At 68.7% G+C, this 26,075-nt stretch carries 26 protein-coding genes; 9 read left to right on the plus strand and 17 right to left on the minus strand.

From position 1 onward, the window contains the following. Nucleotides 1-55 precede the first annotated feature (55 nt). Both BM060_RS15245 and BM060_RS15250 read right to left on the minus strand, forming a co-directional pair. Nucleotides 56-1,003 carry a FecR family protein gene (locus BM060_RS15245; RefSeq protein WP_074980805.1) on the minus strand — a complete coding sequence of 316 codons (948 nt, stop codon included), beginning with the start codon at nt 1,001-1,003 and terminating at the stop codon, nt 56-58. Further along, the gene (locus tag BM060_RS15250) at nt 1,000-1,515 is read right to left on the minus strand and encodes a sigma-70 family RNA polymerase sigma factor (protein ID WP_174672436.1); all 516 of its coding nucleotides are present in this window, start codon (nt 1,513-1,515) and stop codon (nt 1,000-1,002) included. Before BM060_RS15250 ends, BM060_RS15245 begins: the two co-directional genes overlap by 4 nt. Before the next feature lie 160 nt (nt 1,516-1,675). On the opposite strand from BM060_RS15250, the gene BM060_RS15255 reads away from it, so the two are divergent. The 3 genes from BM060_RS15255 (at nt 1,676) to BM060_RS15265 (ending at nt 2,593) form a co-directional block, all read left to right on the plus strand. Continuing rightward, nucleotides 1,676-1,891, plus strand: coding sequence for a dodecin (locus BM060_RS15255; RefSeq protein ID WP_009614515.1), 216 nt, complete (start codon nt 1,676-1,678; stop codon nt 1,889-1,891). 116 nt (nt 1,892-2,007) lie between these two features. After that, on the plus strand, nt 2,008-2,232 hold the full coding sequence (locus BM060_RS15260; RefSeq protein ID WP_074980806.1) for a DUF1161 domain-containing protein: 225 nt from the start codon (nt 2,008-2,010) through the stop codon (nt 2,230-2,232). Nucleotides 2,233-2,380: 148 nt separating this feature from the next. Then, complete coding sequence (locus tag BM060_RS15265; protein ID WP_099049091.1) at nt 2,381-2,593, plus strand: DUF1161 domain-containing protein; 213 nt, start codon at nt 2,381-2,383, stop codon at nt 2,591-2,593. Between the two features lie 10 nt (nt 2,594-2,603). On the opposite strand, the gene BM060_RS15270 is transcribed toward BM060_RS15265, so the two are convergent. Beyond that, a complete protein-coding gene (locus BM060_RS15270) occupies nt 2,604-3,038 on the minus strand; it encodes a PA0061/PA0062 family lipoprotein (RefSeq protein WP_009614521.1) in 435 nt (144 codons plus the stop codon). 66 nt (nt 3,039-3,104) lie between these two features. Beyond that, nucleotides 3,105-3,530: a PA0061/PA0062 family lipoprotein gene (locus BM060_RS15275; RefSeq protein ID WP_043270085.1), complete on the minus strand. Its 426-nt coding sequence runs from the start codon at nt 3,528-3,530 to the stop codon at nt 3,105-3,107. A gap of 68 nt (nt 3,531-3,598) precedes the next feature. On the opposite strand from BM060_RS15275, the gene BM060_RS15280 reads away from it, so the two are divergent. Continuing rightward, complete coding sequence (locus tag BM060_RS15280) at nt 3,599-4,690, plus strand: aminopeptidase (RefSeq protein ID WP_009614525.1); 1,092 nt, start codon at nt 3,599-3,601, stop codon at nt 4,688-4,690. 85 nt (nt 4,691-4,775) lie between these two features. After that, a complete protein-coding gene (locus BM060_RS15285) occupies nt 4,776-5,831 on the plus strand; it encodes an aminopeptidase (protein ID WP_074980807.1) in 1,056 nt (351 codons plus the stop codon). Nucleotides 5,832-6,287: 456 nt separating this feature from the next. Here the strand turns inward: BM060_RS15285 and BM060_RS15290 are convergent, their stop codons facing one another. Continuing rightward, nucleotides 6,288-7,823 carry a 3-hydroxyacyl-CoA dehydrogenase gene (locus tag BM060_RS15290; RefSeq protein ID WP_074980808.1) on the minus strand — a complete coding sequence of 512 codons (1,536 nt, stop codon included), beginning with the start codon at nt 7,821-7,823 and terminating at the stop codon, nt 6,288-6,290. A 50-nt stretch (nt 7,824-7,873) separates the two neighbouring features. Further along, nucleotides 7,874-9,505 carry an AMP-binding protein gene (locus BM060_RS15295; protein WP_074980809.1) on the minus strand — a complete coding sequence of 544 codons (1,632 nt, stop codon included), beginning with the start codon at nt 9,503-9,505 and terminating at the stop codon, nt 7,874-7,876. A gap of 183 nt (nt 9,506-9,688) precedes the next feature. On the opposite strand from BM060_RS15295, the gene BM060_RS15300 reads away from it, so the two are divergent. Next, a complete protein-coding gene (locus tag BM060_RS15300) occupies nt 9,689-10,474 on the plus strand; it encodes an IclR family transcriptional regulator (protein WP_009614533.1) in 786 nt (261 codons plus the stop codon). A gap of 225 nt (nt 10,475-10,699) precedes the next feature. Here the strand turns inward: BM060_RS15300 and BM060_RS15305 are convergent, their stop codons facing one another. The 10 genes from BM060_RS15305 to zur form a co-directional block, all read right to left on the minus strand. Next, nucleotides 10,700-11,830 (minus strand): acyl-CoA dehydrogenase family protein, encoded by a 1,131-nt coding sequence (locus BM060_RS15305; protein WP_074980810.1) that lies wholly within the window; start codon nt 11,828-11,830, stop codon nt 10,700-10,702. A 10-nt stretch (nt 11,831-11,840) separates the two neighbouring features. After that, nucleotides 11,841-13,031, minus strand: a complete 1,191-nt coding sequence (locus BM060_RS15310; RefSeq protein WP_074980811.1) for an acyl-CoA dehydrogenase family protein — start codon at nt 13,029-13,031, stop codon at nt 11,841-11,843. Between the two features lie 9 nt (nt 13,032-13,040). Next, nucleotides 13,041-15,122, minus strand: a complete 2,082-nt coding sequence (locus tag BM060_RS15315) for a 3-hydroxyacyl-CoA dehydrogenase NAD-binding domain-containing protein (protein WP_074980812.1) — start codon at nt 15,120-15,122, stop codon at nt 13,041-13,043. 604 nt (nt 15,123-15,726) lie between these two features. Then, a complete protein-coding gene (locus BM060_RS15320; RefSeq protein WP_074980813.1) occupies nt 15,727-16,509 on the minus strand; it encodes a MetQ/NlpA family ABC transporter substrate-binding protein in 783 nt (260 codons plus the stop codon). A gap of 45 nt (nt 16,510-16,554) precedes the next feature. Continuing rightward, nucleotides 16,555-17,220, minus strand: coding sequence for a methionine ABC transporter permease (locus tag BM060_RS15325; RefSeq protein WP_009614544.1), 666 nt, complete (start codon nt 17,218-17,220; stop codon nt 16,555-16,557). Then, a complete protein-coding gene (locus BM060_RS15330; protein ID WP_074980814.1) occupies nt 17,217-18,227 on the minus strand; it encodes a methionine ABC transporter ATP-binding protein in 1,011 nt (336 codons plus the stop codon). Before BM060_RS15330 ends, BM060_RS15325 begins: the two co-directional genes overlap by 4 nt. A 178-nt stretch (nt 18,228-18,405) precedes the next feature. Beyond that, a complete protein-coding gene (locus tag BM060_RS15335; protein WP_074980815.1) occupies nt 18,406-18,780 on the minus strand; it encodes a hypothetical protein in 375 nt (124 codons plus the stop codon). A 37-nt stretch (nt 18,781-18,817) separates the two neighbouring features. Continuing rightward, complete coding sequence (gene znuB / locus BM060_RS15340) at nt 18,818-19,606, minus strand: zinc ABC transporter permease subunit ZnuB (protein WP_009614550.1); 789 nt, start codon at nt 19,604-19,606, stop codon at nt 18,818-18,820. Beyond that, nucleotides 19,599-20,408 (minus strand): zinc ABC transporter ATP-binding protein ZnuC, encoded by an 810-nt coding sequence (gene znuC, locus BM060_RS15345; RefSeq protein ID WP_074980816.1) that lies wholly within the window; start codon nt 20,406-20,408, stop codon nt 19,599-19,601. Before znuC ends, znuB begins: the two co-directional genes overlap by 8 nt. Beyond that, a complete protein-coding gene (gene zur / locus BM060_RS15350) occupies nt 20,408-20,914 on the minus strand; it encodes a zinc uptake transcriptional repressor Zur (protein ID WP_074980817.1) in 507 nt (168 codons plus the stop codon). The genes znuC and zur overlap by 1 nt, the downstream gene beginning before the upstream one ends. Nucleotides 20,915-20,984: 70 nt before the next feature. On the opposite strand from zur, the gene BM060_RS15355 reads away from it, so the two are divergent. From BM060_RS15355 to BM060_RS15365, 3 genes are all read left to right on the plus strand, one after another. Then, entirely contained in the window at nt 20,985-21,905 is a 921-nt protein-coding gene (locus tag BM060_RS15355; protein ID WP_074980818.1) for a zinc ABC transporter substrate-binding protein ZnuA, read from the plus strand. A gap of 494 nt (nt 21,906-22,399) precedes the next feature. Then, on the plus strand, nt 22,400-24,547 hold the full coding sequence (locus BM060_RS15360) for an adenosylcobalamin-dependent ribonucleoside-diphosphate reductase (protein ID WP_074980819.1): 2,148 nt from the start codon (nt 22,400-22,402) through the stop codon (nt 24,545-24,547). 17 nt (nt 24,548-24,564) lie between these two features. Then, a complete protein-coding gene (locus tag BM060_RS15365; protein WP_043270067.1) occupies nt 24,565-25,251 on the plus strand; it encodes a TSCPD domain-containing protein in 687 nt (228 codons plus the stop codon). 380 nt (nt 25,252-25,631) lie between these two features. On the opposite strand, the gene BM060_RS15370 is transcribed toward BM060_RS15365, so the two are convergent. Then, the coding region (locus tag BM060_RS15370) for an IS3 family transposase (RefSeq protein ID WP_143096593.1) at nt 25,632-26,075 on the minus strand (444 nt) is incomplete at its 5' end.

A 26,075-nucleotide genomic window follows, 5' to 3' on the forward strand; every position in this document is an offset into this window, starting at 1 on the left:
TTAGGTGCGATGGCGCGAAAAAACCGGACAGCCATGCGGCAAATTTTTTCGTCCTTCACTCGCGAAGGCCGACCAGGGTCAGCCAGGGGCCATAGCGCTCGATGCGCAGCGGCAGGGTCTCGCCCAGCGCGGCGAGGGCGCGGGCCGGCTGGTCCAGCGGGAACACGCCCTGCACCCGCAGCTGCCGGGCGCGCGGCTCGACGCGGATGTAGCCGCGCAGGTACGGACGCAGTGCGTCGATCACCGCCTCCAGCGGTTCGTCGGCGACGCTCAACTGGCCGTTGAGCCAGTCGGCGCGGCGTGCCTGGCCGCGCAGCGGCTGGATGCCATCCGCCTGCAGCAAGGCGCCCTCGCCTTCGCGCAGGTCGCGCCAGTCCTGCCTGCCCGGCAGGCTGACGCGCACCGAATGCTCCAGCACCACCACGCGGGTGTCGGCGGCTTCCTGGCGCACCAGGAAGCGCGTGCCCAGCGCCCGCGCCTCGCCCTGGGCGGTGCGGACCACGAAGGGCCGCGCGGCGTCCGCGGCGACCTGCACGACCAGTTCGCCACGGCGCAGCAGGATCAGCCGCTGGCTGGCGTCGAAGGCGATGTCCACGGCGCTCTCGGCGTTGAGGTAGAGGTGGCTGCCGTCGGCCAGGACGAAGTCGCGGCGCTCGCCGGTGCCGGTGCGCAGGTCGGCCAGCAGGGCGCGCCCGGGCGTGCTGCGTGCGCCCAGCCAGAGGCCCGCGCCGAGCAGGCCGAGGCCGGCCAGGCCGCGCAGCAGGTCGCGGCGGCCGCCGTGCTGGCGCAGCAGCAGCTCGCTGGCGCCGGGCAGCCGGCGCAGTCTGTCGTAGGGGCTGCCAAGGCCGCGTTGCAGGCGCGCCCAGGCCTCGGCGTGGGCCGGGTCGCTGGCCAGCCAGGCGTCCAGCTGGCGTTGCAGTTCGGCGTCGGCGTGGCCGGCGCGCAGCCGCACCATCCAGTCGATGGCCTGCTCGCCGGCCGCATCCAGGCGCATGCCGCTCATGGCACCAGCTCATTGAGGTAGATCTGCCGCAGGGCCTGCTTCATGTAGCGGCCCACGGTGCGTTCCGACACCCCCAGGCGGTGGCCGATCTCGGCGTAGCCCAAGCCGTCGAGCTGGCTGTAGAGGAAGGCCTGCTTGACCTCCTGGGGCAGCCCGCTGAGGCTGCGGTCGACCAGGCTCAGCGCCTCCAGCAGCAGGGCGCGTTCTTCCGGCGATGGCTCCAGGGCCTCGGGCTGGCCGGCCAGGTAGTCGAGGTAGGCCTGCTCCAGGCGCCGGCGGCGGTGGCGGTCGTAGACCAGGCGGCGGGCGATGGTCGACAGGTAGGCGCGCGGTTGCTGGATGCCCTGCGGGTCGACGCGGGCGGCGAGCAGCTGGCAGAAGGTCTCGGCCGCGGTGTCCTCGCTGTCGGCGCGGTTGCCCAGGTAGCGCTGCACGTGCAGCAGCAGCCAGCGGTGGTGATCGCTGAAGAAACATTCCAGCTTGCTGGAGTAGGTGCCGGACACGGGCGTCATCCCAGGTATGCGCAAATAAGAATGCTTCGCATTCTATAGATCCCGGGCCCCGGCCGGCAATTGGCCCCTGGCGGCAATTTGCTGCACTTCCAGGGCTCGGCTAGTGTCCTACGAGGACATTCAGCACTGTGCGCCGCCGGGCGCGCTCAAGGAGAAGCCGATGTCGAACCATCACACCTACAAGAAGATCGAGCTGGTCGGGTCTTCGCGCACCAGCATCGAGGACGCCATCAACAACGCCCTGGCCGAGGCCTCGAAGTCGTTGAAGAACCTGGAATGGTTCGAGGTGGTGGACACCCGCGGGCATATCGAGAACGGTGCGGTGGGGCATTACCAGGTGACGCTGAAGGTCGGCTTCAAGATCGCCGACAGCTGACCGGCATTCGCCGCCGCGCGCCCGCGGGCCGGGGCGCCGGGGGCTTTCGGGGGCCGCCGCGGGGCGGCCGTTTTCACGGGCCCAGCGGGCCCTTCTCAACGCAAGGAGCACCAGTCATGAAGAAAGTGTTGTTGGCCGCCGGCCTGCTGGCCATGGCGGGCAGCGTCCTGGCCGCCGGCAAGCCGTGCGAGGAGCTCAAGGCCGAGATCGACGCGAAACTCCAGGCCAAGGGCGTCTCGGGCTACACCCTGGAGGTCGTCGACAAGGGCGCGGGTGGCGCTCGTCAGGTGGTCGGCACCTGCGAGGGCGGCAGCAAGGAGATCGTCTATTCGCGGCACTGAAGCCGCCGCGGGACCGCGAAGGGGCGCCATTGGCGCCCCTTCGTCGTTGGGCACTCTGTCGCCGCCGCGCTGTCTCTCGTTAGGATAGGGCGCCCCGTGGTGGGGCTGACGAGGGAATGCCATGACCGTGAGCAAGTTCGCCGTGCTGATGCTGGCCCTGGCCTGCGCGGGCGCCGCCCAGGCGAAGACCAAGCCGTGCGAGGAACTCAAGGCGGAGATCGAGACCAAGATCCAGTCCGCCGGGGTGACCGCCTACACCCTGGAGATAGTCACCAACGCCGAGGTGAAGGACCCGAGCATGGTGGTCGGCAGCTGCGAGGGCGGCACGCGCAAGATCATCTACCAGAAGAACGACGACTGAGCCGCCCGGCTCAGAACAGCCCGCAGTCCATCCGCCCCTGGAAATCGGTCTTGGCCACCAACTGGCCGTTGGCGTCGGTGAGCAGGGCCAGGGCCTTGCGCAGTTGCGGGCGCACTTCCAGGCGGTAGCGCTGGCCGGGGGCGAAGTTGTCGTAGGTCAGCCATACGCGGCAGGTGATCTGCGTGGTGTTGTCGCTCATCGCCAGGCCGCCGCCGCCACCCCCGGGAATCTCGTACTGGTAGCGCACTTCCAGCTCGTGCTTGCCCGGCGGCACCTGGAAGAAGCGGCCGTCGCGCAGCACCTGCTTGTCCAGGCGCTCGGCGAGCAGGGTGTTGGCCGGCTGGGTGTAGAGGTCGACCCAGGCCAGTTGCGGGTCGTGGGCCGGCAGCGGGCCGGCGCAGGCGCTCAGCAGGGCCGGCAGGAACAGCAGCGGGAGTTTGCCCATGGCGGTGTCGCTCGAAGCGGGGAATCCGCCCAGCATACGCCCTGGGCGGCGCCGCGGCGCGTTCGCTCAGACCTTCTCGCAGCGCCCGGTGCGGCCGCGGGCGATTTCATTGGCCTGCTGGTCGTACAGCCGCGCCCAGGGATAGAAGCCGATGCTGCCGGTCTCCAGGCGGTAGCGCTGGCCGGCGCCGAAGTCCTTGTACTTGAGGGTCAGCTGGCAGTCGCGCCACATCGCCTCGGAAACCGCGGCCTCGGAGCCGATGTTCTGCGGCTCGACCTGGAACTGGTAGCGCACGCGCAGCTCGTGCTGGCCGGGGTCGACTTCGAAGTAGCGGGTGCTGTGCCAGGGCTGGTCGTCCACCTGCAGGGCCGAGAGGTCGCTCTGGCCGTTGGTGTCGAGGTCGATCCAGGCACGGTTGGGGTCGGGTTGCGGCAGGATCAGCGAGCAACCGCTCAGGACGAGCAGGCCGGTGGCGAGCAGCAGCGGGCGCATGGGTACACTCCAGGGTGGTCTTGTTGTGTCGGCAGCGGCGGTTAGGGGCCTGTGCTAATGTGCCGCGCATGCCCGCCCGCCTGTGTATTGCGTTTCTCGACCGCCGATTGCCCCGCTGGGTTCCCTGCCTGGCATTCTTCCTGCTGGGCGGTTGTTCCACCGCCGGCTATTACAGCCAGTTGGGCAACGGCCAGTTGCAGTTGCTGGCGGCCCGCGAGCCGGTGGCCGAGGTGGTCGCCGACCCCGCCCGCGACGCCAGGCTGCGCCAGCGCCTGGCGCTGTCCCAGGAGGCCCGCGCCTTCGCCAGCGCCGAGCTGGCCCTGCCGGACAACCGCAGCTACCGGCTGTACAGCGATATCCACCGGCCCTACGTGGTGTGGAACGTGTTCGCCACGCCGGAGCTGTCGCTGCAGCCGCTCACCCACTGCTTCCCCATCGCCGGCTGCGTGGCCTACCGCGGCTACTACGCCGAGGCCGGCGCCAAGGCCGAGGCGCAGCGCCTGAAGGCGCAGGGCTGGGACGTCTACGTCGGCGGCGTGGAGGCCTACTCCACCCTCGGCTGGTTCGACGACCCGATCATCAGCAGCATGCTGCGCTGGGACGACCAGCGCCTGGCCGAGACGCTGTTCCACGAGCTGGCCCACCAGCGCTTCTACCTGCCCGGTGACACCGCCTTCAACGAGTCCTACGCCAGCTTCGTCGAGCAGGAGGGCGGCCGCCGCTGGCGCGCCTTCCGCGGCCTGCCGCCGGAGCAGGCCAGCCGCGTGCGCCAGCGCGAAGGCTTCACCCGCCTGGTGCTGGACACCCGCGAGCGCCTGAAGGAACTCTACGCCCGCGACCTGCCCGAAGCCGACAAGCGCGCCGCCAAGGCCGCCGAGTTCGAGCGCCTGCGCCGCGACTATCGCGCGCTGTGCCAGCGCGAATGGGCCGGCAAGTGCCCCTACGACGCCTGGGTGAACGGCCCGCTGAACAACGCCAAGCTGCTGCCATTCGGCCTCTACGACCAGTGGGTGCCGGCCTTCGCCACCCTGCTGCGCCAGGTCGGCGGCAACTGGCCGGCGTTCTATGCGCGGGTCGAGAAGCTCGGCGCGCTGCCCGCGGAAGAGCGCCAGGCGGCGCTGGAGCGACTGAAAACCGGCGAATTCGTCAGCCTGCGCTAGCCTCACCCGTAAAGAGTCGATTTTTTGACTTCGCGCGGGCCGCCATGGCCCCCCTGCCCCGGGTCAACGGGCATGGAGGTGCGCCATGGGCTTCGTCCATCGCGCCTTGGCCTGCCTGGGCCTGCCGTTGCTGGTGGCCTGCGCCGCCGGGAGCTACCAGGAGCAGTTGCACGAGGGCCAGCGGGAAGTGCTGGCCAACGCCCTGCCGGTGGCCGAGGTGCTGGCCGACCCCGGCACCGACGCGCGCACCCGGCGCCTGCTCGCCGCCGCCGTGGCCGCCCGCGACTTCGCCAGCCGCCACCTGGACCTGCCGGACAACGCCAGCTACCGCCGTTACGCCGACCTGGGCCGGGACTACGCGGTGTGGAACCTGTTCGCCACCGACGAATTCTCCCTGCGGCCGCGCGACCGCTGCTTTCCCCGCGCCGGCTGCGTCAGCTACCTCGGCTTCTACGATCCGCATGCCGCCCGGCGCGCGGCGGCCGAGCTGCAGCGCCAGGGCCTGGACACCTGCATAGGCGCGGCCGCGGCCTTCACCATTCCCGGGCGCGAGGATGCGCCGATCCTCAGCACCATGCTCGGCGACGAGGCGCACCAGGCCGAGCTGATCTTCCACGAGCTGGCCCACCAGCGCCTGTACCTGCCCAGCGACAGCGCCTTCAACGAATCCCTGGCGGTCTTCGTGCAGCGGGAGGGGCTGCGCCAGTGGCTGGCCTCGCGCGGGCAGCCGCTGCCGACGGAGGCGGGGCCGCGGCAGCGCGAGGAGCTGGCGGCCCTGGTGCTGGCGACGCGGGCGCGGTTGCAGGCGCTCTACGCCAGCGGCCTGCCGCCGGAGGCCATGCGGGCGCGCAAGGCCGCCGAGTTCGAGCGACTGCGTAGCGAATACCGGCGGTTGGTAGCGCAGCGCTGGGGTGGCAAGGGCCTGTTCGACGGCTGGATCGACGGGCCGCTGAACAACGCCACGCTGCTGCCCTTCGCGCTCTACGACCAGTGGGTGCCGGCCTTCGCCGCGCTATACCGCCAGGTCGACGGCGACTGGCCGGCGTTCTATGCCCAGGCCGCAAGGCTCGGCGCGCTGCCCGCGGCGCAGCGGCAGGCGGCGTTGGAGCAGCTTGCGGATGGGCGGTTTCGGTGGTTGTGAGGCATGCCTGCGCCTAGGCGATCTTCGTAGGATGGGTTGAGCTTGCGAAACCCATCGGGCCGGGGTGATGGGTATCGCTTCGCTCAACCCATCCTACGATGGCGTTTCTCCTGTGCCTGCAGGAGCGGTTGCATTGGTGGTGAGGGGCTGGGGGCTCCATCCTCACCCCGTAGGAGCGGATTTATCCGCGATTTCGCCGGCAGGGCCGGCGCTGGGCCTATCGCGGACGGAGTCCGCTCCTACGCCACCCCCACCCGCGTAGCTTCCCTGTAGGAGCGCGCCCTGCGCGCGAAATCGCGGGCAGGGCGCGCTCCTACCCTACGGACGGGCACGGCTTCTCGTAGGAGCGAGGGGGACGCCTAGTTCTTGCTCGCGAACAAATGTGGTGCCATGCGGTTCGCGAGCGAGCTCGCTCCTACGAAGAGCGGTTCGGCGCAGCCTGTAGGACAGTTGTTCTCAGTCCGCCGCATCCGGGGCGTGCAGCGGCAGGTCCAGCTGTACGCGGCGGCGCAGCCAGGGGCTGGGGCGGTAGCGCGGTTCGCCGTAGCAGGCCTGCAGGCCCTGGAGGATGGTGAGGATGCGCGCCGCGCCGTAGTGCTCGCCGAAGGCCAGCGGGCCGAAGGGGTAGCCCAGGGCCAGTTGCACCGCGCGGTCGAGGGTCACCGGGGTGGCGATGCCGCGCTGGGCGATCTCGCAGCCCAGGTTGACGATGCTGGCGATCACCCGCTGGGTGACGAAGCCGGCGGAGTCGTTGATCACTTCCACCGGCACGCCGTCGGCGCCCAGGGCCTGGCGCGCCTGGGCCTCCAGCTGCGGGTCGAGGGCCGGCTGGCGCATCAGCACGCGGCGCTTGTCGAGGTCGCCGAAGCTTTCCAGGGCCAGGCTGCGCTCCGCCGGCAGGCCGAGGGCGTCGATGCGGGTGCTGGCGTCTTCCCCCAGCGGGGTGACCAGGCAGATGGCGCGGGCCGAAGGCGCCTCGGCGCTCTCCAGCACCAGCCCGGCCTGGATCAGCAACTGGCCGACATGGTGGCGCAGCTCCGGGTCCTGGCTGTCCAGCCAGAAGGGCCGGTCGAGCAGCACCGGCTCGGGCTGCGGCTCCGGCTCACGCAGCGGCTGGCCGTCGCGGTAGCGGTAGAAGCCCTCGCCGCTCTTGCGCCCGAGCAGGCCGGCGGCCACCCGCTGCGCCGCCAGCGGCGAGGGCAGGTAGCGCGGGTCCTGGTAGAACTGCTGGTACAGCGACTCCATCACCGCGTGGGAAACGTCCAGCCCGGTCAGGTCGAACAGTTCGAAAGGCCCCATGCGGAAGCCGGCGCCGTCGCGCAGGATGCGGTCGATCTGCGCGGCGCTGGCGATGCCTTCGCCGAGGATGCGCAGGGCCTCGGTGCTGTAGGCGCGGCCGGCGTGGTTGACGATGAAGCCGGGGCTGTCCGGGCTCACCGCCGGGAAATGCCCGGCTTGTTCGGCCAGGCGCGAAAGGCGCGTTATCACCGCCTCGTCGGTGCGCTGGCCGCGCACCACTTCGACGATGCGCATCAAGGGCGCCGGGTTGAAGAAGTGGAAGCCGGCCACCCGCTCGGGGCGGCGGCAGCGCGCGGCGATGCGGGTGACCGACAGCGACGAGGTGTTGCTGGCCAGCACCGCGTCGTCCGCCACCCGCGCCTCCAGCTCGGCGAACAGCGCCTGCTTGGCGCCGAGGTCTTCGACGATGGCCTCGATCAGCAGGTCGCAGCCGGCCAGCTCGTCGAGGCTGTGCGCCGCTTGCAGGCGCTGCAGGGTGGCGGCCAGGGCGTCGGCGCCGAGCTTGCCCTTGGCGGCGGCGCGCTCGAGCAGTTCGCGATTGAAGTCCAGGGCCTGCTGGATGCTCTCGGCGCGGCTGTCGTAGAGCTGCACCGGCACCCCGGCGCTGGCGAACAGCTGGGCGATGCCGCGGCCCATGGCGCCGGCGCCGATCACGCCGATGCGGCGGAACGCGGGAAGGTTGCTGGCTGGCATGGACGTGGCGTCCCCGTCTGGCTGGCTTGTCTTCACCATAGTCGCTGGGATCACGGCGTGGGGTTCCGTCGCTCTTCCAGGTCGCGCAGCTGGCGGCGGAGCATCTTGCCCACCGAGGTCTTGGGCAGTTCGTCGAGAATCTCGACGAAGCTCGGCACCTTGTAGCCGGTGAGGTGCTCGCGGCAGTGGGCGATGATCGCGGCGGCGTCCAGGGCCGGGTCGCGCAGGCTGACGAACAGCTTCACCGACTCGCCCTTGCGCGCGTCCGGCACGCCGATGGCGATGCACTCGCGGATGCCCGGGTGGCGCATCACCGCGTCCTCCACCTCGTTGGGGAAGACGTTGAAGCCCGACACCAGAATCATGTCCTTCTTGCGGTCGACGATCTTCAGCAGGCCGTTGGCGTCCTGCAGGGCGATGTCGCCGGTGCGCAGCCAGCCGTCGGCGTCCAGCACCTGGGCGGTTTCCTCCGGGCGGCCCCAGTAGCCGCGCATCACCTGCGGGCCGCGCAGGCACAGCTCGCCGGGGACTTCCAGCGGGCACTGGTTGCCCTCCTCGTCGACGATGCGCACTTCGGTGTCGATCAGCGGCTGGCCGACGAAGCCCTCGCGGTAGGGCGTCAGCCGGGTGTTGGTGCACACCACCGGCGACGCCTCGGTGAGGCCGAAGCCCTCCAGCACCGGGGCGCCGGTGAGCGCCTGCCAGCGCCGGCCGACTTCCAGGTTGAGCGGCGCGCCGCCGCTGGTCACCCATTTCAGGTGGCTGAAGTCCAGGCTGGCGAAGGCCGGGTGGTTCATCAGCCCGACGAACAGGCTGTTCAGCCCGCTGAGCAGGGTGAAGGGGTAGCGGCGCATGGCCTCGATGATCTCGTCGAGGTTGCGCCCGTCGCGGATCACCACGGTGTGCAGCCCCATGGCCACGGAACTGAGGCAGTTCGTGGAGAAGGCCATGATGTGGTACAGCGGCAGCGGGGCGATGCGCACGTCGCTGGCCGGGTCGAGCAGGCCCGGGCGCATGAACAGCTCCAGGGTCTGGATGACGTTGGCCAGCAGGTTGTAGTGGCTGAGCATGGCGCCCTTGGACACGCCGGTGGTGCCGCCGGTGTACTGCAGCAGCGCCAGGCGTTCCAGGCCCGGCTCGGCGTCCAGCGGCGGGGCTTCGGCGCCCAGGCGCAGGGCCTGCATGAAGCGCGTGGCGTCGGCCTCGTCGCAGGTGTACTGCGGCGCTTGCATGTCTTCCACCGAGGTCAGCAGCACCTGGCGCACCGCGCTGTCGCCCTGGACCTTGCGCAGCAGCGGCAGCAGGCGATCGAGCAGCAGGATGGCCACGGCGCCGGAGTCGCGCAGCTGGTGGCTCAGCTCGCCGGCGGTGTACTGCGGGTTGGTGTTGACCAGCACCAGCCCGGCTTTGAGCGCGCCGAAGGCGGCGATGGGGTATTGCAGGGAGTTGGGCAGCATCAGCGCCAGGCGCTCGCCGGGTTGCAGGCCGGCGCAGTGGCGCAGGTAGCGGGCGAAGGCGTCGGCCTGGCGCTCCAGCTCGGCGAAGCTCAGGCAGCTGCCGGCGCAGGAGAAGGCGGGGCGCTCGGGGTGTTCGCGGCTGGCGTCGCGCAGCAGGTCGTGGACGTTGCGGTAACCGCGCGCGGCGAATTGCGCGGCGACATGGCTTTCGGCAGTGACGGGCATCGTCGCCCTCCATCAGTGAATTGTTATTCTGCTCTGCGAAACATGATGTCGAAATCGATGGTATGCGATAGCCTTTGCCTGTGCAACGGCCCGTCGCCCTGCTGTCCGCGGCATGCCGATCTGCTATCGTTCGCCCGCGCCGGACGCCGCTCCGGCCCTTATTTCCCCCATAGCCGAGGCAGCATGAGCGACGATTTCGAAGACTCCAGCGCACCCAAGGACCGCAAGTTCGTCGAGGCCCTGGCCCGCGGCCTGGACGTGCTGCGCGCCTTCACCCACGGCTCGGTGGTGCTGGGCAACCAGGAGATCGCGCGGATCACCGGCCTGCCCAAGCCGACCGTGTCGCGCATGACCTACACGCTGACCAGGCTCGGCTACCTCAGCTATTCGCAGCAGCACGAGAAGTACCAGCTGGATTCCGGCGTGCTCGCCCTGGGCTACGCCTACGTGTCGAACCTGCGCGTGCGCCAGCTGGCCAAGCCCTATATGGACGCCTTCGCCCGCCGCACCAACACCACCGTGGGCCTGACCTGCCGCGACTGGCTGTCGATGATCTACGTGGAGAACTGCCGGCCGCCGGAGGCTACCTCGTTGCGTATGGATGCCGGCGTGCGCTTGCCGCTGGCTACCACTGCTGCGGGTCGTGCCTACCTGGCGGCGACTCCGGAGCAGGAGCGGGAGCATTTGCTGCAGGCCCTAGAAGCTCGTCATGAAGGCGATTGGGCGGCCATGCGCGCGTCGCTGGAGCGTTCCTTCGAGGAATATCGTGAGCATGGTTTCTGCCTGTCCCTTGGTGATTGGGATCGCAATGTGCGTGCTGCTGGCGTGCCGCTGCGTTTGGCCGATGGGGGACTGATGGCGCTGACCTGTGGTGCGCCGTCGTTCCAGTTGAGTGAGGAAACGCTCAAGGGGTCGTTGGCCCATGAGCTGGAGATGCTGGCGCGGGATATCGAGAGCCTGGGGGCCTGAGGCGGGTTCGCGAGCAAGCTCGCTCCTACAAGGGGTGGGCCTGTTGGTGGTGGTGCTCGGGCTTTTCCCTCACCCCAGCCCTCTCCCAGGCTGTCCGTGCCGGCTGTGAGTGGGGTTTCAGCCGGAAACGCCTGGGCTCCCGGCTGACTCCAACCTCCCCGCACACACCGAACGGTCCCCTCTCCCTCCGGGAGAGGGTTAGGGTGAGGGGGCCGCAGGCCTGCCCTACGCCACCTCCATCAACCCCGCATAAGCCTTCAGGTGATGGTCGTCATCACCCAACTGGTGACCCAGCATCACCAGTCGCTTGGCATGGTGCGCCAGCACGTATTCCCAGGTCATGCCGATGCCGCCGTGCAGCTGGATCGCCTGCTCGGCGATGTAGCGCCCAGCGCGGGTGACGATGAACTTGGCCGCCGCCAGGGTGCGGCTGCGCTCGGCGCTGTCCGGCTGGTCCGCCACGCACGCGGCGAGGATGGCCATGCTGGTGGCCTGCTCCAGCTCGCTGCGCATATCCACCATGCGGTGCTGCAGCACCTGGAACTTGCCGATGGGCACGCCGAACTGCTTGCGCGTCTTCAGGTAGTCGAGGGTCAGGGCGCAGGCTTCCTGCATGCTCCCCAGGGCTTCGGCGCACTGCGCGGCGATGGCGCGGCCCTGCTGGTAGCGTAGCGCCGCCAGGGTTTCGCCCGGAACGCCGACGGACTCGGCCACCGCGCCGTCGAGGAACAGCTCGCAAGCCTTCTGCCCGTCGATGGTCGGATAGGCACGGCGCTGCACACCGGGTTGTTGCGGATCGACCAGGAACAGGCCGATGCCCGCCTTGTCCCGCGCATTGCCGGATACCCGCGCCGAAACCAGGAGCGCCGTGGCGCTCTGCCCGCCGACCACCACCGCCTTGCGGCCGCTGAGCTTCCAGCCGTCGCCGGCCTGTTCCGCGCGGGTCTGCACGTCGTGCAACTGGTAATGGCTCTGCGGCTCTTCCAGGGCCACCGCCAGTTGCGCCTCGGCGCTGGCGATGCGCGGCAGCCAGCTTTCCTTCTGTGCTTCGCTGCCAAGCTGGGCGAGCAGCCCGCCGGCGTGCACCACCGATTGCAGGTAGGGCTCCAGGCACAGGCCGCGGCCCAGTTCGGTGAGCACCAGCATGCTGTCCACGCCGCCGCCGAAGCCGCCGTAGGCTTCGGGCAGCGACACCGAGGTCAGGCCCAGCTCGCCCAGCTGGCGCCAGAAGCCGGCGCTGTAGCCCAGCTCGCTGTTGCCGAAGCCCTCGCGCCTGTCGAAGGCGTATTCGTCGCGCACCAGGCGCGCCGCGGTGTCCTGCAGCATCTGCTGCTCTTCGCTGAGTTTGAAGTCCATGCTCACGCCCTCACAGCTCGAGAATCATCTTCGAGACGATGTTCTTCTGGATTTCGTTGGAGCCGCCGAAGATCGACAGCTTGCGCAGGTTGAAGTACTGGCTGGCCGGCGCGCTGGCGTAGTCGGCGTGCAGCGGCTCGGCGCCCAGCTCGAATTCTTCTTCGAGGAAGGGCAGCGCGTAGGGGCCGATGACCTTGCGCAGCAGGTGGCTGATGGCCTGGCGGATCTCGGTGCCCTTGACCTTGAGGATCGAGCTTTCCGCCCCCGGCACGCCGCCTTCGCGGGCGGCGGCGAGGATGCGCAGGGTGCTCATCTCGATGGCCATCAACTGCATCTCCACCTCGGCGACCTGGGCACGGAACAGCGGGTCTTCCAGCATCGGCCTGCCGTCGCACAGCTCGCGGCTGGCCACGCGCTTGAGGTGCGCCAGCACCGCCTTGGACGCGCCTATGCCGGCCAGGCCGGTGCGCTCGTAGGTGAGCAGGTACTTGGCGCAGGTCCAGCCTTCGTTCTCGCGGCCGACCAGGTTCTGCACCGGCACTTTCACGTTGTCGAAGAAGACTTCGTTGACCTCGTGCTCGCCGTCCAGGGTGATGATCGGCCGCACGGTGATGCCGGGGCTCTGCATGTCGATCAGCAGGAAGCTGATGCCGCGCTGCTGCTGGGCCTCCGGGTCGGTGCGCACCAGGCAGAAGATCCAGTCGGCGTGCTGGCCGAGGGTCGTCCAGGTCTTCTGGCCGTTCACCACGTAATGGTCGCCCTCGCGCACCGCGCGGGTTTTCAGCGAGGCCAGGTCGGAGCCGGCGCCCGGCTCGGAGTAGCCCTGGCACCACCAGTCGGTGCCGTCGAGGATGCGCGGCAGGTAGTGGGCCTGCTGCTCGGGCGTGCCGAACCTGATGATCACCGGGGCGACCATGTTCACGCCGAAGGGGATGGTGCGCGGCGCGCCGAAGGCGGCGCATTCCTCTTCGAAGATGTGCTTCTGCACGGCGTTCCAGCCGGTGCCGCCGAATTCCACCGGCCAGTGGCTGGCGTACCAGCCCTGCTCGCTGAGGGCGCGTTGCCAGCGCTGGTGGTCCTGCTTGTTCAGGTGCTTGCCCAGGCGCACCTTGCTGGCGATGTCGGCCGGCAGCTTGGCCTGGAGGAAGGCGCGGACTTCATCGCGGAAGGCCAGTTCGTCGGGTGTGAAGTGGATGTCCATGGCGGTTCCTTAGAGGTCGGCGAAACGGCGGCCTTCGGCCACCAGGCGTTCGAGCAGCGGCGCCGGCTCCCACCAGGCGCCGAAGCGCTGGTGGAATTCGCGGATGCGTTGCAGTACGTGGTCCAGGCCCAGGCGGTCGGCGTGGAACAGCGGGCCGCCGCGCCAGGCCGGGAAGCCGTAGCCGTTGAGGAAGATCAGGTCGACGTCGCTGGCGCGCTGGGCGATGCCCTCGTCGAGGATGCGCGCGGCCTCGTTGACCAGGGCGAAGAGGCAGCGCTCGACGATGTGCTCGGCGCTCTCCGGCTGGCGAGTGATGCCGCGGGCAGCAGCGGCTTGCTCCAGCATGGCCGGCAGCGCCGGGTTGTCCTGCGGGGTGCGCGAGCCTTGCGGGTAGAGGTAGAAGCCGGCGCCGGTCTTCTGCCCGAGCATGCCGGCGGCGAACAGGTGGTCGAGCACCGTGGGCAGCGTCTGCCCGGGCTCGAGGCCGGGGCGCTGGCGCTCGCGGATGGCGTGGCTGATGTCCAGCCCGGAGAGGTCGCGCACTGCCAGCGGGCCCATGGCCATGCCGAAGTCGCGCAGGGCGGCGTCCACCTGGGCCGGGCTTGCGCCCTCCTCCAGGAGGAACTCGGCCTGGCGGCCGTACTGGAAGATCATGCGGTTGCCGACGAAGCCGTCGCACACGCCCACCGCCACCGCGACCTTCTTCAGGCGTTTGCCCAGTTGCATGGCGCTGGCCAGCACTTCGGCGGAAGTCTCGCGGCCGCGCACCACTTCCAGCAGGCGCATGACGTTGGCCGGGCTGAAGAAGTGCAGGCCGACCACGTCCTGCGGGCGTTGGGTGAAGGCGGCGATGGCGTCGAGGTCCAGCGACGAGGTGTTGCTGGCGAGGATGGCGCCGGGCTTGCACACCGCGTCCAGGCGCTCGAAGACCTGGCGCTTGACCTCCAGGCTCTCGAACACGGCTTCGATTGCCAGGTCCACGTCGGCCAGCGCGGCGTAGTCGAGCACGCCCTGGATCAGGCCCAGGCGTTTTTCCATTGCGTCGCTGGCGAGGCTGCCGCGCTCGACGCTGGCCTGGTAGGTGGCGCGGGCGCGTTGCAGGGCGCGGTCGAGGGCGGCGCCGTCGACTTCCAGCAGCTTCACCGGGATGCCGACGTTGGCGAAGCACAGGGCGATGCCCACGCCCATGGTGCCGCCGCCGATCACCGCGGCCGTGCGTACTTCGCGCACCGGGGTGTCGGTGGGCAGGCCGGCGATCTTCGCCGCTTCGCGCTCGGCGAAGAAGGCGTGGATGAGGGCGGCGCGCTGCGGCGACTCCAGGCATTCCTGGAACAGTTCGCGCTCGCGCTTCAGGCCCTCGGCCAGGGGCAGGCGGCTGGCGGCTTCCACCGCGGCCACGCAGCGCAGCGGGGAGAACAGGCCGGGCATGCGCTTCTGCACTTCGGCGTGCTTGGCTGCGATCAGCGCGGCGTCGCCTTGTACCTGGCGCTCGCCGCTGCGGCGCGGGCCGCGGCCCTCGTCCAGCAGGCGGCGGGCATAGGCCAGGCCGGCTTCGGCCAGGTCGCCGTCGACGAGTTCATCGAGGATGCCGTATTCCAGGGCCTGCGGCGCCTTCACCGGGTTGCCGGAGACGATCATCTCCAGCGCCCGTGCCACACCGGCCAGGCGCGGCAGGCGCTGGGTGCCGCCGGCGCCGGGGAGCAGGCCGATCTTCACTTCCGGCAGGCCGACCTGGGCGTCGGCCCGGGCGATGCGGTAATGGCAGGCCAGGGCCACTTCCAGCCCGCCGCCCAGGGCGGTGCCGTGGATGACCGCCACGCTGGGCTTGGTCGAGGCCTCGATGGCTTCCACCACCTCGGGCAGCGAGGGCGCCTGCGGCGGCTTGCCGAATTCCTTGATATCCGCCCCGGCCATGAAGGTACGCCCGGCGCACACCAGCACCACCGCGCGCACGGCGGCATCCGCCTCGGCCTCGCGGAAGGCCCGCAGCAACCCGGCGCGCACCGCCAGGCCCAGGGCGTTGACCGGGGGATTGTCGACCTTGATCAGGGCCACGTCGGCGTGACGTTCGACCTGCACTACCTCGGACATGCTCAGCGTCTCCGTTGTAATTGTGGTTTTTAACGGAATTATGTTTCGCTGTGCAGAATATAAAGATCACTGGGGGTTGTCGAGGGTGTTGTGCTTTTCGTAGGAGCGAGCTTGCTCGCGAACGGATTTCCGGCCGGGCCTATGGTGTTTGTTCGAAGAGCGCCCTCTCCCCAGCCCTCTCCCTGAAGGGAGAGGGGGCAGTCTGTGCCGAGAGAAGTGATGGTTTCAGCCGGAAACCGCTGGTGCTGCCGGCTAACCCAGGAATGCCCAAGCACACCGAACGGTCCCCTCTCCCTTCAGGGAGAGGGTTAGGGAGAGGGAACGGAGTAAAGCCATGGCGCCGAAGCCGCCGGGAGGCACCGTTCGCGAGCAATCTCGCTCCTACGAGAGCGTAGAGCGCAAAGCGCAGGGCGTTGGGGCGGCGGGCGAAACACAGACAAAAAAAGACCGCTCTCCCCTGCCTGAATCTGGAAAAGCGGTCTGTAAGCGAAAGAAGTCGTGGTAATACCGTTATAGCCCCCCGGCCGTTGCAGCTTGTTTACAGCCGCCAAGAAAAAAGCCGCGCCCTTGCGGGGCGCGGCTTCTTCAAAGGTGCGGTCGGCTATCAGAACGCCGGAACCACGGCACCCTTGTACTTCTCCAGGATGAACTGCTTCACCTCGGGGCTGTGCAGGGCGGCGGCCAGTTTCTGCATGGCGTCGCTGTCCTTGTTGTCCGGGCGGGCTACCAGGATGTTCACGTAGGGCGAGTCGGAACCCTCGATGGCCAGGGCGTCCTTGGTCGGGTTCAGCTTGGCTTCCAGGGCGTAGTTGGTGTTGATCAGCGCCAGGTCGACCTGGCCCAGCACGCGCGGCAGGGTCGCGGCTTCCAGTTCACGCACCTTGATGTTCTTCGGGTTGTCGGTGATGTCTTTCGGAGTGGCGGTGATGCTCTTCTCGTCCTTGAGCTTGATCAGGCCGGTCTTGGCCAGCAGCAGCAGGGCGCGGCCGCCGTTGGTGGCGTCGTTGGGGATCACCACGGTGGCGCCGGAGGGCAGCTCGTCGAGCTTCTTGTACTTGCTGGAGTAGGCGCCCAGCGGCTCGATGTGCACGCCGGTGACGGCCACCAGGCTGGTACCCTTGGACTTGTTGAACTCGTCCAGGTACGGCTGGTGCTGGAAGAAGTTGGCGTCCAGGCGCTTCTCGGCGACCTGGGTGTTGGGCTGCACGTAGTCGGTGAATTCCTTGACCTTCAGCTCCACCCCTTGCTTGGCCAGGATGGGTTTGACGAAGTTGAGGATTTCCGCGTGCGGCACCGGGGTGGCGGCCACGCTGAGGGTTTCGGCCGCGTGGGCGCCGGTGATCGACAGCGCCGCGGTGGCGGCGAAGGCGGCAAGCAGTTTCTTCATGGATCGCTCCTTTTGGGATTTTCCTGTGGCCCGCGGGCCTTGTGGTTATTTGCGGGAGAAGTGGACCACCAGCTTGTCGCCGACGGTCTGCAGGATCTGCACCAGCACCAGCAGCATGATCACGGTGACCACCATGACGTCGGTCTGGAAGCGCTGGTAGCCGAAGCGGATGGCCAGGTCGCCGAGGCCGCCGGCGCCGACCACGCCGGCCATCGCGGTGTAGGACACCAGGGTGATGGCGGTGACGGTGATGGCGGCGATGATGCCCGGGCGGGCCTCCGGCAGCAGGGCGTTGCAGATGATCTGGCGGGTGCTGGCGCCCATCGCCTGGGTGGCCTCGATGATGCCCTTGTCGACCTCGCGCAGGGCGGTTTCCACCAGGCGCGCGAAGAACGGCGTGGCGCCCACCACCAGCGGCGGGATGGCCCCGGCGACGCCCAGCGAGGTGCCGGTGATCAGCACGGTGAAGGGGATCATCACGATCAGCAGGATGATGAACGGCAGCGAGCGCAGCACGTTGACCACGAAGGACAGCAGGGCATAGACCGCGCGGTTCTGGAACAGCTGCCTGGGCCCGGTGAGGAACAGCAGCACGCCCAGCGGCAGGCCGAGGATGACGGTGAACAGCAGCGAGCCGCCGAGCATCCAGAAGGTGTCGATGCTGGCCTGGAGGATTTCCGACCAGTCGATATTTATAAAGAAGTCGTTCATGCGCGCAGCACCTCCACATGCACCTCGGCCGCGTTCAGCTGGGCCATGGCCGCCTCCATGTCGCCGCCCACCAGGGCCAGGGTCAGCTGGCCGTAGGGCTGGTCCTTGATGCGGTCGATGCGCCCGGCGAGGATGCTGTAGTCCACCCCGGTCTGCCGCGCCACCGTGCCCAGCAGCGGGGCGTAGGTGGCTTCGCCGCGGAAGGTCAGGCGCAGGATGCGCCCGGGCACGTGGGCGAAGTCGTCGTGCTGCTCGTCCTCGTCGACGCGCTCGGCCTCGAAGACGAAGCGCCGGGTGGTCTCGTGCTGCGGGTGGAGGAAGACGTCGGCCACCTCGCCCTGCTCGACGATGCTGCCGGCGTCCATCACCGCCACGCGGTCGCAGACGCGGCGGATCACGTCCATCTCGTGGGTGATGAGCACGATGGTCAGCTTCAGCTCGCGGTTGATCTCCGCCAGCAGCTGCAGGACCTGGCCGGTGGTCTGCGGGTCCAGCGCGCTGGTGGCCTCGTCGCAGAGCAGCAGCTTGGGCCCGCAGGCCAGGGCGCGGGCGATGCCGACGCGCTGCTTCTGGCCGCCGGAAAGCTGCGCCGGGTACTTGCGGGCGTGGTCCTGCAGGCCCACGCGCTTGAGCAGTTCGTCCACCCGCGCGGCGATCTGCGCGGCGCTGAAGCTGCCGGCCAGCCTCATCGGCATGGCGATGTTCTCGGCCACGGTCTTGGAGGCCAGCAGGTTGAAGTGCTGGAAGATCATCCCGACGCGCTGGCGGAAGCGCCGCAGGCCGTCGGCGTCGAGGGCGGTGACGTCCTCGCCGTCGATGACGATGCGCCCGCCGCTGGGTTCTTCCAGGCGGTTGATCAGGCGCAGCAGGGTGCTCTTGCCGGCGCCGGAGTGGCCGATCAGGCCGAACACCTGGCCGGCGCCGATGGTCAGGCGCGTCGGCTGCAGGGCCGGGATGTCGCGGCCGGCGACGCGGTAGGTCTTGTGGACGTCGTGGAATTCGATCACGTGGCGAACCTTGTGGGTACGGCGAAGTGTGGGAATGGCGCGCTCTGCCGGGGTGTCCTGGCAAACGAGCGTAGGCGCTCGGCAAAAACCGCGCATTTTACCCTGCTTTCCTATAGCCGATTAATCCTTGTTCGGATAAGGGCCGTGCGAAATGGAATAAGACGGGTGGACGCGGGTTTCAGGGCTCGCACTTGACCGGGGCGGCGGCCTTGGGCTGGCCGATGTCCTTGACGTCGGCGGCCAGCGCCGGGGCGCGCGGCATCAGCGAGCGGGCGCGGGCCAGGGCGTTGCTGGCGCCGTTGACGTCGCCGGCCTGCAGGGCCTCGCGGCTGCGTTGCAGGTAGGCGTCGGCCAGGCGCTGGCGGCGTTCGGCCAGCTGCGCGGCGTCCTCGTGCTCCTGGCCCAGCTGCAGTTGCGCGGCTTCCAGCTGGCCGGCGGCCAGGCGGGCCTCGAAGCCGGAGCCGCTCGGCGCCTGGCCGGACAGGCTCTGGCACGCGCCCAGCAGCAGGGCGAGGGAGAGGACGGAAAGCAGACGGAGGGCAAGGGACTTCATGCCAGTCATTCTCGATTGATCAAAAAATCGACAAATTCTACACCGTCCGCCGCGGCAGGACAAAACTCAGCAGGAACAGCGCCGCGGCGCTGACCACGATGGACGGCCCGGCCGGGGTGTCCTTGAACCACGACAGCGCAAGCCCGGCGCACACCGCCACCAGGCCCACCAGGGTGGCGCCGAAGGCCATCTGCTCGGGGCTGCGGGCGTGGCGCTGGGCGGCGGCGGCGGGAATGATCAGCAGCGAGGTGATCAGCAGCACGCCGACGATCTTCATGGCCACGGCGATGACGATGGCGATCAGCAGCATCAGCGCCAGGCGGATGGCGGTGACCGGCAGGCCCTCGACCCGCGCCAGCTCCTCGTGCACGGTGATCGCCAGCAGCGGCCGCCACAGCCAGCAGATCAGCCCCAGCACCAGGGCGCTGCCGGCGACTATCCACATGAGGTCGGTCTGGCTCACCGCCAGCAGGTCGCCGAACAGGTAGGCCATCAGGTCCACCCGCACTTCCTTCATGAAGCTCAGGGTCACCAGGCCCAGGGACAGCGTGCTGTGGGCGAGGATGCCCAGCAGGGTGTCGGCGGCCAGCGGCTGGCGCTGCTGCAGGGTCACCAGCAGCACGGCCAGCAGCACGCAGCCGACGGTCACCGCGAGGGTCGGGCTGACGTCCAGCAGGAAGCCCAGGGCCACGCCGAGCAGCGCGGCATGGGACAGGGTGTCGCCGAAGTAGGCCATGCGCCGCCAGACCACGAAGGAGCCCAGGGGGCCGGCGACCAGCGCCAGGGACAGCCCGGCCAGCAGCGCGTAGAGAAGGAAATCAGCCATGGTTGCAGTCGGGGCCGTGCTTGTGGACCGGGGTCAGTTTGCCGTGGATCGCCAGGCCGGCGCCGCCCTGCGGCACCACTTCGCCGTGCAGGTCGTGGGCATGGTCGTGGTGGTGGTGGTAGACCGCCAGGCTGCGGGCGTCCTGGCCGAACAGCTCGACGAAGGCCGGGTCGCCGCTGACCTGCTCGGGGTGGCCGTGGCAGCACACGTGGCGGTTCAGGCAGACCACCTGGTCGGTGGTGCTCATCACCAGGTGCAGGTCGTGGGAGACCATCAGCACGCCGCAGCCCAGGCGGTCGCGCAGGCGGGTGATCAGGCGGTACAGCTCGGCCTGGCCGGCGACGTCGACGCCCTGCACGGGCTCGTCCAGCACCAGCAGCTGCGGCTTGCGCAGCAGCGCGCGGGCCAGCAGCACGCGCTGCAGTTCGCCGCCGGAGACGGTCTGCAGCGGGCTGTCCAGCACCTGCGCGGCGCCCACTTCCTTGAGCGCGGCCAGGGCCTGCTCGCGGCCCACGCCCGGCACCAGGCGCAGGAAGCGCAGCACCGAGAGCGGCAGGGTCGGGTCGACGTGGAGCTTCTGCGGCATGTAGCCGATGGTCAGCTTCGGCTGGCGCCACACCGTGCCGCTGTCGGGCTTGAGCAGGCCGAGCACGCTGCGCACCAGGGTGGTCTTGCCGGCGCCGTTGGGGCCGATCAGGGTGACGATCTCGCCGGCGCCGATGCTCAGGCTGACGTTCTGCAGCACCGCCTGCCCGGCATAGCGCACGCCCACCCCTTCGAGGCGGACCAGGGGCTGGCTCATCAGGCCTCCCGCTGCTTGGGCGCGCAGGCGGCGCAGAGGCCGACCACTTCGACGGTCTGCGTCTCGACGCTGAAGCCGACGCCCTCGGCGCCGGCGACTATGGCCTGGCTGATGGCCGGCTGCTCCAGCTCGATGGCGGTGTGGCAGGCGCGGCAGATGAGGAACTGGCCCTCGTGGGCGTGCTCGGGGTTGTTGCAGCCGACGAAGGCGTTGAGCGAGGCGATGCGGTGCACCAGGCCGTTTTCCAGGAGGAAGTCCAGCGCCCGGTAGACGGTGGGCGGCGCGGCGCGGCGGCCGTCCGCCTCGCTGAGCACGGCGAGGATGTCGTAGGCGCCCAGCGGCTTGTGGCTCTGCCACACCAGTTCCAGCACGCGCCGGCGCAGCTCGGTCAGGCGCACGCCCTGGCGCGCGCAGAGCGCGTCGGCCTCGGCCAGGGCACCGGCCACGCAGGTGGCGTGGTCGTGCGGGCGGCAGGCCAGCGGGGTGTTGGGCATCAACTTGTACATGCGGCGACGACGCTCGGGTACGGAGACGTTATTATATTACCCTTTACCTCCCTTCCCGTGTGAGTCCGCCGTGTCCCTGCGCCCATCCGCCCTGCTCCTCGCCTGCTGCACCCTGTTCCTGAGCCTTGGCGCCAGCGCCGAGGTCAAGGTGCTGACCAGCATCAAGCCGCTGCAACTGATCGCCGCCGCCGTCCAGGACGGCGAGGGCAGCCCCGACGTGCTGCTGCCGCCCGGCGCCTCGCCGCACAGCTACGCCCTGCGCCCCTCGGACGTGCGCCGCCTGCGCGAGGCCCAGCTGTTCTACTGGATCGGTCCGGACATGGAAGTGTTCCTCGGCAAGCCGCTGCAGGCCCGCCAGGCCCCCAGCGTGGCGGTGCAGGAGCTGCCGGGCATGCACCTGCGCAAGTTCGTCAACTTCGAGAACATGAGCCACGCCGACTACGAGGATCACGACCACGATCACCGCCCCGGCACCCTGGACGCGCACCTCTGGCTGCTGCCGGCCAACGCCCAGGCCATCGCCGCGCGCATGGCCGAGGACCTGGCCATCGCCGACCCGCTCAACGCCGGGCGCTACCAGGCCAACCTCAAGGCCTTCGACGAGCGCATGGAACAGCTCGACGCGCGCCTGAAGCAGCGCCTGGCGCCGCTGGTCGGCAAGCCCTACTTCGTCTTCCACGAGGCCTTCGACTATTTCGAGGAGGCCTACGGCCTGCGCCATGCGGGGGTCTTCGCCCTGTCCGCGGACGTGCAGCCGGGGGCGAAGCACGTCGCTGCGATGCGCGCGCAGCTGCAGAAGGCCGGCCCGTCGTGCATCTTCAGCGAACCGCCGCTCCGCCCGCGCCTGGCCGATACCCTCAGCGCCGGCCTGCCGGTGCAGCTGGCCGAGCTGGATGACCTGGGCGTGGCGGTCAAGGTCGATGCCAATGGCTATGAGAAGCTGCTGGGTAACCTGGCTGACGAGTTCGCCGGGTGTCTGGAGAAGCTCTGAGAGAGTGCTCTTGTAGGATGGGTTGAGCGAAGCGATACCCATCGGGCCATGCCATGGTGATGGGCCATGGTGCTGAATCGGGGTCCGCTCCCTCTCCCCAGCCCTCGGCTGCGCGCCCCGCCCTGAAGGGAGAGGGGGCTAGTCCGTGCCGAGAAAGGATTTGGTGTCAGCCGGCAACTCGGTACAAGCCGGCTAACGCGGAAATATCAGCGCACTCCGAACGGTCCCCTCTCCCTTCAGGGCGGGGCGCGCAGCCGAGGGTTAGGGAGAGGGCGCTCTTGCGCTCTTGCCCCCACCCCAACCCCTCCCTCCCGCCCCCGCTCACCTACACTTTCCCCCTGCGTCCCATCGCCTCATAGGCAAATACCTCTTCCGGGTACTAGAGTCTCCGACAGGACTAAATACACAATATGTAGTTTCGTGTATTTATTGGATAACTAGATATTGCGGTCTGCTCCAAGCCGGCCGCGCACCAACGGGAGGATCTTCAGCGGATGGCCAAGACCGATGCTCGCCCGCAGGGCACAGACCAGGCGGCACTCGAACTGCAGCCGGCGTCCCAGGACATCTGGGACAGCAAATACCGGCTCAAGCAGAAGGACGGCACGCCCATCGACGCCAGCGTCGACGAGACCTGGCAGCGGGTGGCCCGCGCCCTGGCCGACGTCGAGCCGGACGCGGCGACCCGCGAGCACTGGTACGAGCGCTTCCTCTGGGCCCTGCGCCATGGCGCCATCCCGGCCGGGCGGATCATCTCCAACGCCGGCGCCCAGGGGCACAAGCCGGCCACTTCGACCATCAACTGCACCGTCTCCGGGATCATCCACGACTCCATGGACGACATCCTGCAGAAGGTCCACGAGGCCGGCCTGACGCTCAAGGCCGGCTGCGGCATCGGCTACGAGTTCAGCACCCTGCGCCCGCGCGGCGCCTATGTCTCCGGCGCCGGCGCGCACACCAGCGGGCCGCTGTCGTTCATGGATATCTTCGACAAGATGTGCTTCACCGTCAGCTCCGCCGGCGGCCGCCGCGGCGCGCAGATGGGCACCTTCGACGTCGCCCACCCGGACGTGCGCGAGTTCATCCGCGCCAAGCGCGAGGACGGCCGGCTGCGCCAGTTCAACCTCAGCCTGCTGGTCACCGACGACTTCATGCAGGCGGTGCAGGCCGACGCCGACTGGCCGCTGCTGTTCCCGGTGCACCACAAGGAGCGCGACGAGGTCGACCTGGACGACCCGGCCCAGGTGCTCTGGCGCGACTGGCCGATCCACGACGACTACCTGGTCGGCGACGACGGCCGCGTCGCCTGCAAGGTCTATGGGCGCGTCAAGGCGCGGCACCTGTGGGACATGATCATGGTCTCCACCTACGACTATGCCGAGCCGGGCTTCATCCTCATCGACCGCGTCAACGAACTGAACAACAACTGGTGGTGCGAGGCCATCCGCGCCACCAACCCCTGCGGCGAGCAGCCGCTGCCACCCTATGGTTCCTGCCTGCTGGGCTCGGTGAACCTCACCGGCTTCGTCGTCGACCCCTTCGGCGACGAGCCGCACTTCGACTGGGAGCGCTACCGCGAGGTGGTGCGGGTGTTCACCCGCATGCTCGACAACGTGGTGGAGGTCAACGGCCTGCCGCTTGCGCAGCAGCGCGAGGAAATCCTCGGCAAGCGCCGCCACGGCATGGGCTTCCTCGGCCTGGGCTCGACGCTGACCATGCTCAAGCTGCGCTACGGCAGCCCCGAGGCCTGCGTGTTCACCGAGGAAGTGGCGCGCGAGATGGCCCTGGTGGGCTGGGAAGTGGCTCTCGACCTGGCCCTGGAGAAAGGCCCGGCGCCGGTGCTGGCGCAGGACTACGAAGTGACCGCGGAAATGCTGCGCAAGCGCCCGGAAATGGCCGCCGACGGCCTCAAGGCGGGCGACCGGGTGCCCGGGCGCGTCCTCCACGCCAAGTACTCGCGCTACATGCAGCGCATCGCCGAGCACGCCCCGCAACTGGTCGAGGCCCTGGCCCGCCACGGCGCGCGCTTCACCCACCACAGCTCCATCGCGCCCACCGGCACCATCAGCCTGAGCCTGGCCAACAACGCCTCCAACGGCATCGAGCCGAGCTTCGCCCATCACTACTCGCGCAACCTGATCCGCGCCGGGCGCAAGACCAAGGAGAAGATCTCGGTGTTCAGCTACGAGCTGCTGGCCTACCGCGCCAAGGTCGACGCCAAGGCCGTGCCCGACGCCGAGGACGGCAAGCACCGCCTGCCGGAGTACTTCGTCACCGCCGACGACATCACCCCGCAGCAGCACGTGGACATCCAGGCGGCGGCGCAGCGCTGGATCGACTCGTCGATCTCCAAGACCGCCAACGTGCCCACCGACTACCCCTTCGAGGACTTCAAGGACATCTACCTCTACGCCTGGCGCCAGGGCCTGAAGGGCTGCACCACCTTCCGCTTCAACCCGGCGGCCTTCCAGGGCGTGCTGGTCAAGGACTCGGACCTGGAGAAGACCCTCTACCGCTTCGAGCTGGAAGACGGCAGCACGGTGGAACTCAAGGGCAACGAGGAAGTGGAGTACGACGGCGAGACGCACACCGCCGCCAACCTGTTCGATGCCTTGAAAGAAGGCTACTACGGCAAGTTCTGAAGCCGCGGAGGAATCCCATGCCAGTGAAAATCAACCAGAAGATCCGCAGCTTCGAAGTGGTCGACGTCGCCGAGGAAAAGGCCCGCGCCGAGGCTGCCGCGGCGGCGGCCGTGGTGAAGATGGACGAAACCCTGCAGCGCCCGGAGATCCTGGTGGGCGCCACCTACAAGATCAAGTCGCCGCTGTTCGAGCACGCGCTCTACGTGACCATCAACGACATGGTGCTCAACCCCGACACGCCCTATGAGCAGCGCCGGCCCTTCGAGATCTTCATCAACTCGAAGAACATGGACCACTTCCAGTGGATAGTCGCCCTCACCCGCATCATGTCGGCAGTGTTCCGCAAGGGCGGCGACTGCACCTTCCTGGTGGAGGAAATGAAGGCGGTGTTCGATCCGCGCGGCGGCTATCTCAAGCGCGGCGGCATCTACATGCCCTCCATCGTCGCCGAGATAGGCGCGGTGGTGGAACGCCACCTGGTGGCCATCGGCCTGATGCAGGGCCCGCAGATCGACGAGGAACAGCGCCTGTACCTGGCGGAAAAGCGCGCGGCCTACGAAGCGGCCCAGGGCACCAACAAGGCCGAACCCGGCGAAGGCTTCCCCGCCGGCGCCCAACTGTGCGGCAAGTGCAACACCATGGCGGTGGTGCAGATGGACGGTTGCGCGACCTGCCTGAATTGCGGGTATTCGAAATGTGGGTGAGCCGGCGCTACGCGACGCATGCGTCGCGCCGGCGAACGACCGGCCAAGGATGGCCGGGCTGGGGTTGAACTTGAGCAGAGGAGTATCGACAGGGATGTCTGCTCCGAATCAGATCTTCACACCCGCATGCGCCACGCTGGCACATCCCCTGTAGGAGCGAGCTTGCTCGCGAACCGTGTTTCCCGACGACTCTGGTGCGTTGGGTTGACTCCGCTCCCTCTCCCCAACCCTCGGCTGCGCGCCCCGCCCTGAAGGGAGAGGGGGCTGTCCGGCGCAGATGGGAAATTCGGCGTTAACCTGTAGGCCTGTAGGAGAAACACCCCCGTAGGATGGGTTGAGCGAAGCGATACCCATCGCCATGACTCGGCACGATGTGGTGGTCAAATAATTTCGGACACTTCGATAGGTTGTCTGGGTGGCCTGCGCTCGTAGCGGGTGGGAGGCAGATAGCCCAGGCTGGAGTGCAGGCGCACGTTGTTGTAGAAGCCGACGATGTAGTCGGCAATATCGGTCATAGCCTCAGCATGATTGGCATAGTCACGTTGCCAGACCCGCTCCATTTTCAGGTTCAGGAAGAAGCGTTCCATGACCGCGTTGTCCCAGCAATTTCCCTTGCGGCTCATGCTCAACACCAGACCATGCCGCCTGAGCAGCGCACGATAAACCTCGCTGGCGTACTGGCTACCACGATCCGAGTGCACCACCAGGCCCGGCGCGGGTTGCCGCTGAGCAATCGCCATCTGTAGCGCCGAACAGACCAGTTCCGCCAGCATGTTCGGCGCCATCGCCCAGCCGACGATCTTGCGCGAATACAGGTCCATCAC

It is taken from the genome of Pseudomonas citronellolis (assembly GCF_900112375.1).
In the GTDB taxonomy this organism is placed as follows: domain Bacteria; phylum Pseudomonadota; class Gammaproteobacteria; order Pseudomonadales; family Pseudomonadaceae; genus Pseudomonas; species Pseudomonas citronellolis.

Coding starts and splice junctions, on each gene's coding strand:
- BM060_RS15245 (WP_074980805.1), bottom strand. CDS start 1,003: ATGAGCGGCATGCGCCTGGATGCGGCCGGCGAGCAGGCCATCGACTGG.
- BM060_RS15250 (WP_174672436.1), bottom strand. CDS start 1,515: ATGACGCCCGTGTCCGGCACCTACTCCAGCAAGCTGGAATGTTTCTTC.
- BM060_RS15255 (WP_009614515.1), top strand. CDS start 1,676: ATGTCGAACCATCACACCTACAAGAAGATCGAGCTGGTCGGGTCTTCG.
- BM060_RS15260 (WP_074980806.1), top strand. CDS start 2,008: ATGAAGAAAGTGTTGTTGGCCGCCGGCCTGCTGGCCATGGCGGGCAGC.
- BM060_RS15265 (WP_099049091.1), top strand. CDS start 2,381: ATGCTGGCCCTGGCCTGCGCGGGCGCCGCCCAGGCGAAGACCAAGCCG.
- BM060_RS15270 (WP_009614521.1), bottom strand. CDS start 3,038: ATGGGCAAACTCCCGCTGCTGTTCCTGCCGGCCCTGCTGAGCGCCTGC.
- BM060_RS15275 (WP_043270085.1), bottom strand. CDS start 3,530: ATGCGCCCGCTGCTGCTCGCCACCGGCCTGCTCGTCCTGAGCGGTTGC.
- BM060_RS15280 (WP_009614525.1), top strand. CDS start 3,599: ATGCCCGCCCGCCTGTGTATTGCGTTTCTCGACCGCCGATTGCCCCGC.
- BM060_RS15285 (WP_074980807.1), top strand. CDS start 4,776: ATGGGCTTCGTCCATCGCGCCTTGGCCTGCCTGGGCCTGCCGTTGCTG.
- BM060_RS15290 (WP_074980808.1), bottom strand. CDS start 7,823: ATGCCAGCCAGCAACCTTCCCGCGTTCCGCCGCATCGGCGTGATCGGC.
- BM060_RS15295 (WP_074980809.1), bottom strand. CDS start 9,505: ATGCCCGTCACTGCCGAAAGCCATGTCGCCGCGCAATTCGCCGCGCGC.
- BM060_RS15300 (WP_009614533.1), top strand. CDS start 9,689: ATGAGCGACGATTTCGAAGACTCCAGCGCACCCAAGGACCGCAAGTTC.
- BM060_RS15305 (WP_074980810.1), bottom strand. CDS start 11,830: ATGGACTTCAAACTCAGCGAAGAGCAGCAGATGCTGCAGGACACCGCG.
- BM060_RS15310 (WP_074980811.1), bottom strand. CDS start 13,031: ATGGACATCCACTTCACACCCGACGAACTGGCCTTCCGCGATGAAGTC.
- BM060_RS15315 (WP_074980812.1), bottom strand. CDS start 15,122: ATGTCCGAGGTAGTGCAGGTCGAACGTCACGCCGACGTGGCCCTGATC.
- BM060_RS15320 (WP_074980813.1), bottom strand. CDS start 16,509: ATGAAGAAACTGCTTGCCGCCTTCGCCGCCACCGCGGCGCTGTCGATC.
- BM060_RS15325 (WP_009614544.1), bottom strand. CDS start 17,220: ATGAACGACTTCTTTATAAATATCGACTGGTCGGAAATCCTCCAGGCC.
- BM060_RS15335 (WP_074980815.1), bottom strand. CDS start 18,780: ATGAAGTCCCTTGCCCTCCGTCTGCTTTCCGTCCTCTCCCTCGCCCTG.
- znuB (WP_009614550.1), bottom strand. CDS start 19,606: ATGGCTGATTTCCTTCTCTACGCGCTGCTGGCCGGGCTGTCCCTGGCG.
- znuC (WP_074980816.1), bottom strand. CDS start 20,408: ATGAGCCAGCCCCTGGTCCGCCTCGAAGGGGTGGGCGTGCGCTATGCC.
- zur (WP_074980817.1), bottom strand. CDS start 20,914: ATGTACAAGTTGATGCCCAACACCCCGCTGGCCTGCCGCCCGCACGAC.
- BM060_RS15360 (WP_074980819.1), top strand. CDS start 22,400: ATGGCCAAGACCGATGCTCGCCCGCAGGGCACAGACCAGGCGGCACTC.
- BM060_RS15365 (WP_043270067.1), top strand. CDS start 24,565: ATGCCAGTGAAAATCAACCAGAAGATCCGCAGCTTCGAAGTGGTCGAC.